The sequence below is a fragment of the Halomonas campaniensis genome (assembly GCF_014193375.1).
Classification (GTDB): Bacteria; Pseudomonadota; Gammaproteobacteria; order Pseudomonadales; family Halomonadaceae; genus Halomonas; species Halomonas campaniensis.
Genome location: NZ_JACHZF010000007.1, coordinates 155,098 through 168,288, shown reverse-complemented (window position 1 = coordinate 168,288; position 13,191 = coordinate 155,098). Strand labels below are relative to the sequence as shown.

Below are 13,191 nucleotides of genomic sequence, written 5' to 3'. Positions count from 1 at the left end.
GATCAAAAAGCAGCCAATCTCCACCCCCAGAGCCCTTTTATCCCCACCGAGCATGGCATCTGGGGACTTCTGACTGACCCGGTGCAACATCCGGGATAGGCACTCGCCCCGTCTTACCCACCTTTTTACCCGCCTAAAAGGCTTCTTCGTATGTGTTCCGGGCGCTAGAATAGACCGGCATATCAACCGATATGCGGAGCGCCATCATGGCCAATCTATCCCTTTACGCCCGGGTCAGCACCGATACCGACCCGCCCCTGAGCGACCAGCTCGACCGCCTGCGCGCTTGGGCCGCCTCCGAAGGCCATACCATCGTGGGCGAGTTCACCGACGACAACACCCGCAGCCTTCAGGCAGACGCCGCGCGGCCTGCACTGGACCGGCTTTCCCAGCTCGCCTTTGACGGCAAGACCAACATGGTGGCCGCCGTCTCCCTCGACCGTCTTGGGCGCTCGCTGAAGCACCTGTTCGGCCTCCTCCGGGAGTTCGAGACGCTGGGCGTTGCCGTCTACATCGACAACCTTGCCCTCGACACCACGAACCCGGCAGGCCAGCAGGCCCTATCGCTGCTCGGTGCACTCAACGACTTCGACAAAGCAATGATGAGCGAGCGCTCTCGCCGGGGATACCGAAAGGCGAAAGCCAAGGGCAAGCGGATCGGTGCACCTCGCCTATCGCCCAGCAAGGAGAACCGCGTTGCCGCCCTGCTACAGGCCGGAGTCTGCCCCCATCGGGTACGCACCCTGACCAACGTCGGCAAGGCCGCCATCTACCGGATCAAGAGGGACTTGGAATGCAAGCCAAGCGACGTAGAACAGTACTGACCAAGAAGGAGCAGGCCGCGCTCCCGGTCCTGCCGTCCGAAGCCCTCGACATTGCTCGTGAACTCGCCACCGAGGGCGTGCGAGAACACACGATCCGCCGGACCCTTGGGCTATCCCCAGCCCAGTGGAAGAAGCTCAAGGAAGACAGCGAGGAAGGCGAGCTATCACCGCTAGCTCTGGCCCTAGAAGAAGGCCGCGCAGACGGGGCCGGGGAGATAGTCGCCTTCATGAAGAACAAGATGCTGGCCGAAGGCTCCGAGCGTGCCGCCGAATGGTTGGCGGATCGCGTCTTCAAGATCAACAAAGGCGACGGCAACGGAGACGACGCCCCACGTGTCCTGATCCAGATCAACGCCGCGCTATCGCCGGAGGATTACGGGAGGGTCATCAATGTCCAGTACGACCAGTGAAACCGTCATCCGCCCTACACCGTTCCAAGCCACGGTGCTGAGCATCCCGGAAGATCACTTCATCTTCCTGGGCGGGGGCCGGGGTGGCGGCAAGTCCTTCGCCCTCCAACTCCTCATCCTCCGGCACTGCAACCAGTACGGCCACCGCGCCCGTGTCCTGGTGACGCGCCGCCGGTTGAAATCGCTGCTTCAGTTCGCAGAGGAGTTGCGCGGACTTCTCCGGTCGGCCTACGGCTCCGGGGTGAGCTACAACCTGAATGACAACATCTTCCGGGTCCCCAATGGCGCCACCGTCCAGCTCACGCACTGCGAATCGAGCGCCGCCCTACAAGACACGGTTCAGGGCATGTCCTTCTCACTGATCGTGGTCGATGAAGCGGGCGAAGGGCCGGAGTTGCCGGTGATCGACTCGCTGGCGCTGACGCTGCGTGCGCCGGGCGTGCCCCTGCGGATGATTCTGGCGGGCAACCCGGGTGGGGCCAACCACTCCACGCTGGCTGAGCGGTACGTCACGGGCCGGGAACCGTTTGCCCCGTTCGAGTTCGCCGAACAGAAATGGGTCTATGCTCCTTCGACGGTGGACGATAACCCGCACCTGCCGGAACCATACCGCAAGAACTTCGAGGTGCTGCGCCATACCGACCCGGCCTTGTACAAGGCGCACCGCCATGGCGACTGGTCGGCCATCGTGGGTGATTACTTCGGCGGCATCTGGTTCCCAGACCGCGCCATATTCGATCATCACGAGGTCCCGCCGGAGATGTTCTCAACGCTGAAGGTGTCGATTGACTGGGGGAGCGCCGCGCCCTGCGCGTCTGTTTTGGGCGGACGCCTCGCCTATGACGTGCGCCTGAGCGATGACCGGGTAATGCCGCGCGGGGCCTGGGTGATCTATGACGAGCACTTCGAGTGTGACCCCAACAACATCAGCCGGGGGACAGGCCGGACACCTGGGCAGATTGCCCCCGCCCTCCACGCAATGGCCGCCCGTAGCCGGATGCGCGCCCGGGGTCTGATCGACTCCGCCGCCGAGGCCCGCACGGCTGGCCGCGCCGAGGCGTCGATTGCTGACTTGTTCCGGGCCGCCGGTGTCCGGGTATCGCCAGCCAAGAAAGGCGCACGGGTGCCCCGCTTTGAGCACCTCAAGTCGCTGATGGTCAATGGGGAGTTCTTCGTGGCCTCGCGCTGCCGGTACTGGCTGGCCACTGTCCCAGCGCTGCCCCGGGACCCGAGGAACCCGGAGGACGTGGACACAGCTGCCAACGACCATTTGTTGGACGCCACCTCATACCTGATCGCCGGGGCGTCGCAGGGGCCGGTCCGGGTCAGCGACTTCAACAGCGCGCCGTCACGGCTGCCCGACACTGGCAACCGGGTGATCTACGTCTGAGAGGTTGAACGAAGCTGCTCTATAAGCCTGTGGCGCTTCTGCTCATCCAGTTCTGATATCAACAAGATGAGTTCCGCCATCGTCTCTGAGTCGGTGTATAGGTATTCGACGGGAACACGCAGACAAGCGGCGAGGCGTTGTGCAGTGCGGTAATCGGGGGTATGGGTGCCGCGCTCATACTGATTGATGCGCGGGCTGGCTGAAAACTCGTCCATGCCAGCTTCAATGCCGAGCTGCTTTTGCGATAACCCGGCCCGGGTTCTCGCCTTTCGCAGTTGACGCCCAAAAACTGTTTGTTCTTTCAAACCTTTAGCCCCCGTTGAAGGGCTAAGGGTTCCTTAGTGGGCGGTTTCGGTATACTAAGGATTCCTTAGTGGCAATTTGGCCGCCAACCGAAAGACCAAGAGGAACAATCAATGCGAAAACTCTATGCCTTGTTGCTCACATCCGCGTTTCTGACGGGCTGTGCTGCGGCACCCAGCTCCTCGACCCAAGACGAGTGGAAGCCCGATCCCCACGCAGGCGACCACGGCCCTTACCCAACCAACTATCAGGAAGCGGTGAAAGCCTGGTACGAAGCCAACTTGAAAGACCCGGAATCCGCAAGATACGTGTCTTTCAGCCGACCCCGTGAGGAACACGCCATCACAAATGTCCATGAGCATGAGGCGGTCTATGGCTGGTCTACCTGCGCGACCGTTAACGCCAAAAACTCTTACGGAGGCTATGCCGGCCCGAAAACTCGCTGGTTTCTATTGCGCGACGGAGAAATTGTCACTACTCGCGACACCGCGATGGGGATAATTTACAGAGGCCGCCGAATCAACTGTGACGACGGTAGCTGAGAAGACCATGCGCCGGATACTCGCCTTGGTGGTTCTGCCACTTCTCGCCACCGTAGCCGCAGCCCAGGAGCCACCCCGGTACTCCGCGCTGGATACGATCAAGCGCGCGCAAATCGGCACATTCTCGCCAGCCCTACGGCAGGCCACCGAAAGGCCCGCCCGGGAGTCGGTGCGAACCGACCGCCGCCGCACCCTTGAGCCGCGCTGGATCGTCTCCTGTAAGCCAGACCCGACGGAGCCGGGTGCTCTGATATGCACCCCTAAAAAGTAAAGTAAGGCATTGATATACAAGTCTTTATGGTAGACCGCTCCACAGCGCGACAGCTATTCTTCCCGGTAACGTGACGCGATACCGCGCGTCACCGCAGGCCGGGAACAGCCCCGCTATAGAGCATCAGGGCCAGACCTCCCGGGATCATGACGACACTGGTCTGAGGAACAGCCCCATGCCCACCACAGCGAACACCGCCAAGAAGCGCATCGACTTCGACAACGTCCCGTCCGGGGTGAGCCTGAGCGAGGACAACGTACAACGTCTAAGCGACCGCGCGACCGAAGCCGCCACCGCCTTCCACCGCAAGCTCGACAAGCTCCAAGCGACCTTTGCCGAGGCACGGGAGCGCTATTCCCGCGACGCCGAAGCGATGGTTGCTGATGTAGGCCCCGAGGATCGGGCCGCCGCCGCCTCCTTCGCTAAGAAGAACGCCGCCAACAAGATTGCCGAGATGCGCCGCTCGCTGCTCGCCAGCTCCGAAGGCGAGCGTGCCGAGATGCTGCGCGCTCTGAAAGCCTACTCTGATGAGGCCGAAGCCGTCGCCGCCGTCTGCGTGACGCCAGCGATGATGCTGGGGCGCGTTGCCTTGGGCGAGCCGAAGCGGACCCAATACCAACAGCAGCTCGAAGGAGCCGGGCCGGTCGAACTCGAAACCGCCGCCCGTCAGGCCGTCATGTCCGGGGATGTGGTGCTGGCCGCCGCTGTCGCCACGGTGATCGACCGCCGGACCCGGGACCGCCGCCCATTCCCGGTAGCCGACCTGGCCGAACGGGTGATGGGCGAGGTACACGACCGCGTGAATGCGAAGCTCGGAGGCGTCCGGCTGGCCTACAAGACCGCCGTTGCCGCTGATCGGGAGTTCGTGCGCGGCAAAGCCGATCCACTGATGAACCTTTCCCTCGCCCTCAGCCGTCAGGCCGCAACCGAAGCGGAGGGCGAGGATTAACCGAGCACTTGTGGTGCTGCCGTGAGGTAGTAGCGCGCCGTGATGGCGCGCCTTGGCCCCCGCGAAACCGAAAGCTCGGAGGCGTCACGCCCCTATCCTCAGCCGGGCCAGAGGCTTCCGAGGGCTTCTTGTTGGGACATCTATTTACAAATGCACTATAACATTGACCGCTGAATATATTGTTGTTTGCTGGGCTTCATGGTGCCATCTACAGGGCCAATTAGATCACCAAGAAATAGAAAATCAGGGATATTCAACGGGGAAACCTTCTTCAATTTTCCGTCGGAATCTTTCTTCAGAAGCTCGCGCAACTCCATTAGTAACCGGCCTAGTACGTTCTGGCCAATTAATATTTCGTCGGCGAGGTCGTCAGTTTTTGCCCCCCAAAAATCATCCTTTCTGGATAGCTCGACAATTGGGCGATCTTTTGTTGAAAGAAGCAATCTTCCAAACTCTTCATAGTGCTGAGCGAGCTTCACTCGGAGACACCAACGCATTACCCTGAAGTTTACTTGATCCCAGTCAGGACGAGAGTTGTTGCGATGTGGCTTGCTCTTCATCTTCGCCGTCATTGGGCTTCGTTGCCCAATAATTTCTTTCTGAACATCGGGCAGGTGGGGGAAGCGACAGGCTTGGTAAAGCGCCTCTGAAGTCAGTATACGAATGCCATTAACGTAAAGTGGGAAGCCAGCAGCCATATTCGACAATCCGCCGAAACTCTCTCTTGTCTTATGAAAAACAACAACCTCCGCACGACGGTATGTGCGGAAGGTGTTTTTCTTTTTAGAGTGCGAAATCGTCAAGGGCATCGAAAATATTCTCCGGCGCTGTATAGGTCTTACGCGACAATAAAGGGTACCAGTGCAGGGCGCCTGATGTCGCTTTAGGATCACCCCACCACAGCGCTAATGGAGAGTTGTTAGGGCAGTTTCGATATGTTGCCAGCAATGAACCAAACCCCACACCAAAATTCCCAAATCCTAAGGGACGGATAAAATCCTTGGGTGACTGAGTAAGTGACCTTATCTTAACACCGGCAATCAGGAACTCGCTCTCAAGCAACTGGCGTCCAGCCTCAGAAGAAAAGACCCCTAAACCCCTTCCTGGGTTCCGAAGCGTCAGAGGAAACCTTTCTTCCTCTTCAATATAGGATTCCACCTGTTCAAATTCCGGAATGACCGCAGGCCAGAGCACGTCTGAGATATTCCTTTCATTCTTCTTGTTCTTTAATTCAAACAAATACCAAAATTTTACATTAATCTTCTTTCCTGACTCTCTAATTGCCCTGCGCAATCGGTTGCTTGTGATATAGTAATGGCCACTTGTATGAAGAGCCATAAGAATCACATGGACAACGGCTTTTTCCGGAGCATCTTTAGCAATCCATGCTTGAAGGTCCGAAGCCACACGGCTACCAGTGAACAACACATCGTCTAAATAAATGTAGTCACCTCCCTCCACGCCGCAAAATTTCAGATCTAGTCCACACTGATCACGTAGTGCTTGGGAAAAAAGGCTGACCATCTCTTTCTGGCTCTGGCCAGCCCTCTGAATGGTCAAGAAATTTGCACGCTGCCAGTAAGTGGCTGGGTCATTACCAGCTAAACCCTCGTCTGTGACTAAGTTACTTAAAAACTGGTTAACCACGTCCTTAGTTATGAAGGTTTTCTTCATGACGTGGTCAAATTCTCGGAGGAACGGCAGTTGATTCGCGGGAGTAAATTGGCTCACCCACCGCGCGACATGCTCCGGCGTAGGCTCATCAATCTCGCCCTCCCGATAGGTCTTGATCGTGTTAGCGATGGAGACCAGCAGGTCATCTCGTTCACTCATGTGTTCTCGCCCCTAAACTCGTCCGCTGATGTCCACCCATTGTAGAAGGCAAGCAAGGCAGCGGACCAGAGTTCAATCGGCACAATGAGGAGTTCGCATGCCGTACAAGCGAAAAAGGCCGCCCCGGGAAGAGACGGCCTTTCGACTTCCGGTGCCTGCGGGCTGGCATTTCCCAGCGTTTCGCGCTAGGCGGGTATTTAGGCGGGTAAACGAAAAAACCAGCCGTAACAGGCTGGTTTTCTTGAATAAGTGGCGGAGGGGGAGGGATTCGAACCCTCGAAGCCTTTCGACTTACACACTTTCCAGGCGTGCTCCTTCGACCACTCGGACACCCCTCCGCATTGTGGTTCATGGGCTCGAGGCACGTGGCCTTTCGCTCAAGAACGGCGCGTATGTTATCGACATAAGTCTTCGATTGCAAGCCGTTTTCCGCTCAGCTGCCACCCAGCACGGCGTAGTCGCCACGCGCCTCGAGGCAGAGGGTGTCGCCACACCAGAGCTGCTGCACCAGGGCGATGCGCCCGCGGCCGCGGGCGGCCAGCTGCTCCGCCAGGCTGACCGGGCCCTCCTCCCGCTCGGGGAAGCAGACCATGCGGTAGTCGCCGGTGACCGGCGCCAGGAAGCGCTGGCTGGCCTCGGCCACCACCACGTCGCGCGCCAGGCTGTGGCGGCGCAGCCAGAGGGTCGTCCAGCACCAGCCCAGCAGGGTGGCCTGGGCGGTCAGGGCGCCGCCGAAGGCGGTGCCCTTATCGTTGAGGCTGGGGGTGAGTTCCAGCTCCCAGGTCAGTTCGCGGTCGTCGCGGGTCATGCGACGGATGCCCAGGTGCCCGACCAAGGGAATGGCCTCGCCCAGCCAGGCCAGGAAGCGCGCCGGGTCATCGTCCTGGCCCGGCGCCGGCAGCGGAAGCCGTGGGTGGGGGATACCGATCTCGCGCATGGCGGTTCTCCTTGGTGACCCGATCAACTCGGTGGTCCGGGGCCGGTTCAGACCCAGCGTTCCACGAAGTCCTCCTGGCGATGCTCGGCGATCGGCTTGTGGCGCCCGCCCAGCTGCCCCAGGTAGATGAAGGCGACCACCTCATCGTCCTCCTCCAGGCCCAGGCCCTTGCGAACAGTGGGGTCGAAGGCGTACTTGCCGCTGCGCCACATGGCACCGAGCCCCAGCGCATGGGCCGCGAGCAGGATGCCGTGGGCGGCGCAGCCGGCGGAGATCACCTGCTCGATCTTCGGCACCTTGATGAGGTCCGGGGTCACCCTGGCGATCACCGCGATCACCATGGGCGCCCGCAGCGGCTTCTTGCGCGCGGAGTCCAGGGCGGCATCGCCGACGTGGGGGTCCTCGCGGTACTCCGCCTCGGCGAACAGCTCGCCGAGGCGGGAGAGCCCCTCCCCCGAGAACTCGATGAAGCGCCAGGGCCGCAGCTCCTTGTGGTCCGGGGCCCTCAGCGCCGCCCGATAGATCGCCTCGAGCTGCTCGGGACCGGGCGGCGGCCCCATCAGCTTGCCCATGGAGCTGCGTTCATGCAGCAGCGTCAGCGCGTCCATTGAGTGCCTCCCTTGGCGGCGGTCAGACGAGAACTCTTCTCGGCACTTTACCAGCTGGCCGCCCGCCTGTCGTGGCGGCCGCTACTGCCTGGCCAGGCGCAGCGGCTCGGGCGGGCGCTCGCCCGGGGTGGCACGCCAGGGGCTGATGTCCAGCCCGCCGCGGCGCACATAGCGCGCCAGCACCAGCAGCCGCTCGGGGCGGCAACGAGCCATCAGATCGACGAAGATATGTTCCACGCAGTGCTCGTGGAAGTCCTGGTGCTGGCGATAGCCGATCAGGTAGCGCAGGAGGCCCTCGCGGTCGATCCGCGGCCCCCGGTAGCGAATCAACACGCTGCCCCAGTCGGGCTGGCCGGTGACCGGGCAGTTGGACTTGAGCAGGTGCGAGTGGAGCGTCTCCTCGACGACCTCCTCCCCCACTGCCAGCGGCTCGGCGCCTGGGGTGTAGCGGTCGACCTCGATATCCAGCTCGTCCAGGCAGTCGCCGGGCAGCCGTCGCGGCATCAGCACCTCGTCGTCCACGTCGAACAGCTCGACGGTGACCGGCGCGCCGGCCGCTGCGGCCAGGTCGCGCTCCAGGGTCTCGATGACCGCCTCGCGGCTCGCGAAGCGGGCCTGGTTGAAGCCGTTGAGGTAGAGCTTCCAGGACTTGGACTCGATCAGGTTCGGCGAGTCCGCCGGCAGGCGGAAGCGCGCCACGGCCACCACCGGCTTGCCCCGGGCATTGAGCCAGCTGGCCTCGAAGGCGTGCCACTCGTCCTCGCCGACGAAGGGCAACACGCCCTCCTCGATACCCAGCGGCGCCCGGTTGGCGGCACGCGGGATGGGATAGAGCAGCGTGGCGTCGTAGCGCTCCGGATAGGCGGACTCGCGCCCCAGGGGGGCATGTTCGAGGGTGTCGGGACGGGAGTGGCTCATGAACGGATCCCCTTGCCATGCTCCAGCATCCACAGGGCGACGCCGAACAGCACGGCGATGAAGGCGACGATGGCGGCCAGCGCCCAGCCCACCGGGATGTCGGAGACGCCGAGGAAGCCGTAGCGGAAGACGTTGACCATGTAGAGGATGGGGTTGAGCATCGACACGCCCTGCCAGACCGCCGGCAGCAGCGAGATCGAGTAGAAGACCCCGCCCAGGTAGGTCAGCGGTGTGAGGATGAAGGTCGGCACGATGGAGATGTCGTCGAACTTCTTGCCCAGCAGGGCATTGATGAAGCCGCCGATGGAGAACAGCGCCGAGGTGAGCACTACCACCCCGACCGTGAGCAGCGGATGGGCCACGCTGATCCGGGTGAAGAACAGCGAGACCAGGGTGACGATCAGGCCGACCCCCAGGCCGCGGGCCATGCCGCCCAGCACGAAGCCCAGCAGGATCACCCAGTTGGGCATCGGCGAGACCATCATCTCCTCGATGGAACGCTGGAACTTGTTGGAAAAGAAGGAGGAGGCCACGTTGGAGTAGCTGTTGGTGATCACCGCCATCATGATCAGCCCGGGGACGATGAAGTCCATGTAGCTGAAGCCGTCCATCTCGCCGATGCGCGAGCCGATCAGGCTGCCGAAGATGATGAAGTACATGGTCATGGTGATGGAGGGCGGCAGCAGGGTCTGCGGCCAGATCCGGGTGAAGCGCTTGATCTCCTTGACCACCAGGGTCCAGAGGGCGATGGCGATCTGCGTCGGGCTCATGGGCGGGCCTCCTTTCCGCTGGCGGCGGCGGCCGCCCGATCCAGGGCATCGTTGCCCTGCTCCACCATGGTGACGAACATCTCCTCGAGGCGATTGGCGCGGTTGCGCATGGAGACCACCTCGATGCCCTGCTCGCTCAGGGAGCGGAAGGCGTCGTTGATGCGCTGGCCGCGATGCACCACCAGCGCCAGCTGGGCCGGCTCCACCCGGCTGACCTCGAAGCCCTCGACGTCGGGAGCGGCCTCGACCGGGTGGGCCAGGTCGAGCAGGAAGGTCTCGGTATCCAGTTCGGCGAGCAGGTCGCGCACGCTGGTGTTCCGGATGATCTCGCCGTGGTTGATGATCGCCACGTTGCGGCAGAGGCTCTCCGCCTCCTCCAGGTAGTGGGTGGTGAGGATGATGGTGGTGCCCTCCTCGCGGTTGATGCGGCGCATGTACTCCCACATGCTGCGGCGCAGCTCGATGTCGACGCCCGCGGTGGGCTCGTCGAGGATCAGCAGCCGGGGGCGGTGCATCAGCGCCCGGGCGATCATCAGCCGGCGCTTCATGCCGCCGGAGAGCATCCGCGCGCTACCGTTGCGCTTGTCCCACAGGCCCAGGTCGCGCAGCAGCTCCTCGGCCCGGGGCAGCGCCTCGCGCCGCGGCATACCGTAGTAGCCGGCCTGGTCCAGCACGATATCGATGACCTTCTCGAACTGGTTGAAGTTGAACTCCTGGGGCACCACGCCCAGGTGGTACTTGGCGCGGGCGAAGTCGGTGTCGATGTCGATGCCGAAGATCGACACCTTGCCGGCGCTCTTTTGCACCAGCGAGCAGACCACCCCCAGGGTGGTCGACTTGCCGGCCCCGTTGGGGCCCAGCAGGGCGAAGAAGTCGCCCTCGGCGACGTCGAGGTCGATGCCCTTGAGGGCCTGGAAGCCATTGCCGTAGACCTTGGTCAGGCCACGGATGGACAGCGCCGGTTCGGCCATTGGCAATCCTTGGTCGGTTCGAGGTTCGAGTGCGGGCATGCCGCAAAGGCATAAGGATATTGGGTCGATGCCGCGGGACTTCAAGTCACCGGGGCCCGGGCGCGACGGCCGGACACGGCAGAACGCCTGCGCGTCGGCAGACATCATCAAAGAGGGGGGGAGTGACCGCAATCTTGGCTATCGGGAGTCTGGCATCGACATGGAGCGGGAAACGAGATTCGAACTCGCGACCCCAACCTTGGCAAGGTTGTGCTCTACCACTGAGCTATTCCCGCTTGTCGAGTACCGCTGGCGCGAGCGAGGTGGCGTCCCATAGGGGGTTCGAACCCCTGTTCCCGCCGTGAAAGGGCGGTGTCCTGGACCACTAGACGAATGGGACGCATGATCTTCTTGGCAGAAGATGGAGCGGGAAACGAGATTCGAACTCGCGACCCCAACCTTGGCAAGGTTGTGCTCTACCACTGAGCTATTCCCGCAGGTCTCGCACTGCTGTCGATCGCCGTGCGATCGTGCCGGAAGGTGGCGTCCCATAGGGGGTTCGAACCCCTGTTCCCGCCGTGAAAGGGCGGTGTCCTGGACCACTAGACGAATGGGACGCAATAAGCTTTGAAGCTTGTTCCGCCTACCTTACGGTAGATGGAGCGGGAAACGAGATTCGAACTCGCGACCCCAACCTTGGCAAGGTTGTGCTCTACCACTGAGCTATTCCCGCGCTTTCTTGCACTCCGGCACCTTGATGAGTCGAGTGGCGTCCCATAGGGGGTTCGAACCCCTGTTCCCGCCGTGAAAGGGCGGTGTCCTGGACCACTAGACGAATGGGACGCAATGTCTCGCCTCGTCGAGGTGGCGCGTATGTTACTGAGCGCCCCGAAGGCTGTCAAGCGCCTCCCCGAGGCCCGTTGACCCCGCGTGACGGCCCGGGCGAAAGTCATGGAAAAACATCGCGCCCGCGGTGTCAGAATGAAGCGAGACTGTCGAAACCCCGACGAGGAGAGACGCCATGCGCAGCAAGATCGAGAAGAGCGAGGCCGAATGGCGTGAGCAGCTGACGCCCGAGCAGTTCCGCGTGACCCGGGAGCGCGGCACCGAGCCTCCCTTCAGCGGCCACTACCGGGTGCATGAGGAGCATGGCATCTACCACTGCGTCTGCTGCCACGCCCCGCTGTTCGAGAACGAGCACAAGTTCGATGCCGGCTGCGGCTGGCCGAGCTTCGATCGCCCGCTGGGCCGGCACTGCGTGGAGGAGCGCGCCGACGGTTCCCACGGCATGCAGCGCACCGAGGTGACCTGCGCCCGCTGCGATGCCCACCTCGGCCATGTGTTCCCGGACGGCCCGCCCGACACCACCGGGCTGCGCTACTGCATCAACTCGGTGGCCCTGTCCTTCCACTCCGGCGAGTAGCCGAGCCTGCCATCCTGTCACGGCCGCCCATCTGCTAAGATGGGCGGCCGTTTCATTGGCTGACCAAGAGAGGCCCCCATGCTCGGCTGGTTCCCGGGACACATGAACAAGGCGCGCCGCCAGATCCTCGAGGCCCTGCCGGAGATCGACGTGGTGATCGAGGTGCTCGACGCCCGCCTCCCCTATTCCAGCGCCAACCCGATGCTGGCCGAGCTGACCCGCCACAAGCCGGTGCTGAAGATCCTCTCCCGGGCCGACCTGGCCGACCCCGAGCGCACCCGGGAGTGGGTGGCCCACTTCGACGCCCAGGCGGACATGCGCGCCCTGGCGGTGACCACCACCCAGGCCCGGGAGCTCAAGCGCATCCCCAAGCTGTGCCACGAGCTGGCCGGCCAGGTGCGCGCGGACCGCGACGTGCGGGTGATGGTCATGGGCATTCCCAACGTCGGCAAGTCGACCCTGATCAACGGCCTGGCCGGCAAGGCGATCGCCAGGACCGGCAACGAGCCGGCGGTGACCAAGCGCCAGCAGAAGGTGCGCATCGGCGGGCGCGTGGCGCTGATCGACACCCCCGGGGTGCTGTGGCCGAAGATCGAGGACCAGGCCAGCGCCTACCGCCTGGCCGCCAGCGGCGCCATCCGCGACACCGCCATCGACTATGTCGACGTGGCCGTGGTCACCGCCGCCGAGCTGGCCCGCCGCTACCCCGAGGCCCTCACCGCGCGCTACAAGCTCACGGCGCTGCCGGCCTACACGCCCAACCCCGACGCGGCGCGGGTCGAGGCCGACGGCCCGGCGCGGATCGACCTGCTGGCCGTGGCGGGCTTCGACGGCCATGCGATACTGGCCGAGATCGCCGCCCGGCGCGGCGGCCTGCGTCCCGGCGGCGAGGTCGACCTGCACCGCGGCGCCGAGGTGCTGCTGCACGAGCTGCGCGACGGCAAGCTCGGCCGCCTGACCCTGGAGACCCCGGCAGACATCCCACCCGAGCCCGTGGACGCCCCCGCCCCTGGCGAGGATGACGCCGACGCCGGCCACACCGCATAATCCGTTTTCGCCCGCC

At 63.1% G+C, this 13,191-nt stretch carries 15 protein-coding genes and 7 tRNA genes; 7 read left to right on the top strand and 15 right to left on the bottom strand.

The window, feature by feature from the left end:
- Nucleotides 1-206 precede the first annotated feature (206 nt).
- Genes BDK63_RS06360 through BDK63_RS06350 form a run of 3 tightly spaced genes read left to right on the top strand, consistent with a single transcriptional unit; the run spans nt 207 to nt 2,624 of the window.
- Nucleotides 207-824 (top strand): recombinase family protein, encoded by a 618-nt coding sequence (locus BDK63_RS06360; RefSeq protein WP_183330522.1) that lies wholly within the window; start codon nt 207-209, stop codon nt 822-824.
- Nucleotides 794-1,234 carry a hypothetical protein gene (locus tag BDK63_RS06355; RefSeq protein WP_183330521.1) on the top strand — a complete coding sequence of 147 codons (441 nt, stop codon included), beginning with the start codon at nt 794-796 and terminating at the stop codon, nt 1,232-1,234. The genes BDK63_RS06360 and BDK63_RS06355 overlap by 31 nt, the downstream gene beginning before the upstream one ends.
- Complete coding sequence (locus tag BDK63_RS06350; protein ID WP_183330520.1) at nt 1,215-2,624, top strand: PBSX family phage terminase large subunit; 1,410 nt, start codon at nt 1,215-1,217, stop codon at nt 2,622-2,624. The genes BDK63_RS06355 and BDK63_RS06350 overlap by 20 nt, the downstream gene beginning before the upstream one ends.
- Here BDK63_RS06350 and BDK63_RS06345 read toward each other — a convergent pair.
- Nucleotides 2,615-2,929, bottom strand: a complete 315-nt coding sequence (locus tag BDK63_RS06345; RefSeq protein ID WP_183330519.1) for a helix-turn-helix domain-containing protein — start codon at nt 2,927-2,929, stop codon at nt 2,615-2,617. The two genes, BDK63_RS06350 and BDK63_RS06345, sit on opposite strands and share 10 nt — an antisense overlap.
- 111 nt (nt 2,930-3,040) lie before the next feature.
- On the opposite strand from BDK63_RS06345, the gene BDK63_RS06340 reads away from it, so the two are divergent.
- Entirely contained in the window at nt 3,041-3,469 is a 429-nt protein-coding gene (locus BDK63_RS06340) for a hypothetical protein (RefSeq protein ID WP_183330518.1), read from the top strand.
- Between the two features lie 446 nt (nt 3,470-3,915).
- Nucleotides 3,916-4,689 (top strand): hypothetical protein, encoded by a 774-nt coding sequence (locus tag BDK63_RS06335; protein ID WP_183330517.1) that lies wholly within the window; start codon nt 3,916-3,918, stop codon nt 4,687-4,689.
- Between the two features lie 155 nt (nt 4,690-4,844).
- Here BDK63_RS06335 and BDK63_RS06330 read toward each other — a convergent pair whose 3' ends face one another.
- The 14 genes from BDK63_RS06330 to BDK63_RS06265 form a co-directional block, all read right to left on the bottom strand.
- Entirely contained in the window at nt 4,845-5,498 is a 654-nt protein-coding gene (locus BDK63_RS06330) for an NADAR family anti-phage protein (protein WP_183330516.1), read from the bottom strand.
- A complete protein-coding gene (locus tag BDK63_RS06325; RefSeq protein WP_183330514.1) occupies nt 5,473-6,522 on the bottom strand; it encodes a phosphoribosyltransferase-like anti-phage protein in 1,050 nt (349 codons plus the stop codon). The genes BDK63_RS06330 and BDK63_RS06325 overlap by 26 nt, the downstream gene beginning before the upstream one ends.
- Before the next feature lie 250 nt (nt 6,523-6,772).
- Nucleotides 6,773-6,860, bottom strand: a tRNA-Ser gene (locus BDK63_RS06320).
- A 95-nt stretch (nt 6,861-6,955) separates the two neighbouring features.
- Nucleotides 6,956-7,459: a YiiD C-terminal domain-containing protein gene (locus BDK63_RS06315; RefSeq protein ID WP_183330513.1), complete on the bottom strand. Its 504-nt coding sequence runs from the start codon at nt 7,457-7,459 to the stop codon at nt 6,956-6,958.
- A 47-nt stretch (nt 7,460-7,506) separates the two neighbouring features.
- On the bottom strand, nt 7,507-8,067 hold the full coding sequence (locus BDK63_RS06310; protein WP_183330512.1) for a nitroreductase family protein: 561 nt from the start codon (nt 8,065-8,067) through the stop codon (nt 7,507-7,509).
- 81 nt (nt 8,068-8,148) lie between these two features.
- Nucleotides 8,149-8,985 carry an NADPH-dependent 7-cyano-7-deazaguanine reductase QueF gene (gene queF, locus BDK63_RS06305; RefSeq protein ID WP_183330511.1) on the bottom strand — a complete coding sequence of 279 codons (837 nt, stop codon included), beginning with the start codon at nt 8,983-8,985 and terminating at the stop codon, nt 8,149-8,151.
- Nucleotides 8,982-9,755 carry an ABC transporter permease gene (locus BDK63_RS06300; protein WP_183330510.1) on the bottom strand — a complete coding sequence of 258 codons (774 nt, stop codon included), beginning with the start codon at nt 9,753-9,755 and terminating at the stop codon, nt 8,982-8,984. The genes queF and BDK63_RS06300 overlap by 4 nt, the downstream gene beginning before the upstream one ends.
- Complete coding sequence (locus BDK63_RS06295; RefSeq protein ID WP_183330509.1) at nt 9,752-10,726, bottom strand: ABC transporter ATP-binding protein; 975 nt, start codon at nt 10,724-10,726, stop codon at nt 9,752-9,754. The genes BDK63_RS06300 and BDK63_RS06295 overlap by 4 nt, the downstream gene beginning before the upstream one ends.
- 200 nt (nt 10,727-10,926) lie before the next feature.
- Nucleotides 10,927-11,001 (bottom strand) — tRNA-Gly (locus tag BDK63_RS06290).
- Nucleotides 11,002-11,029: 28 nt separating this feature from the next.
- Nucleotides 11,030-11,105, bottom strand: a tRNA-Glu gene (locus BDK63_RS06285).
- 22 nt (nt 11,106-11,127) lie between these two features.
- Nucleotides 11,128-11,202: transfer RNA gene (locus BDK63_RS06280), tRNA-Gly, on the bottom strand.
- A 44-nt stretch (nt 11,203-11,246) separates the two neighbouring features.
- Nucleotides 11,247-11,322: transfer RNA gene (locus BDK63_RS06275), tRNA-Glu, on the bottom strand.
- Nucleotides 11,323-11,363: 41 nt separating this feature from the next.
- Nucleotides 11,364-11,438, bottom strand: a tRNA-Gly gene (locus BDK63_RS06270).
- A 34-nt stretch (nt 11,439-11,472) separates the two neighbouring features.
- Nucleotides 11,473-11,548, bottom strand: a tRNA-Glu gene (locus BDK63_RS06265).
- 178 nt (nt 11,549-11,726) lie between these two features.
- Between BDK63_RS06265 and msrB the strand changes: the two genes are divergently transcribed.
- Complete coding sequence (gene msrB, locus BDK63_RS06260) at nt 11,727-12,128, top strand: peptide-methionine (R)-S-oxide reductase MsrB (protein WP_183330507.1); 402 nt, start codon at nt 11,727-11,729, stop codon at nt 12,126-12,128.
- Nucleotides 12,129-12,206: 78 nt separating this feature from the next.
- The gene (gene ylqF / locus BDK63_RS06255) at nt 12,207-13,175 is read left to right on the top strand and encodes a ribosome biogenesis GTPase YlqF (RefSeq protein WP_183330506.1); all 969 of its coding nucleotides are present in this window, start codon (nt 12,207-12,209) and stop codon (nt 13,173-13,175) included.
- Nucleotides 13,176-13,191: the final 16 nt, after the last annotated feature.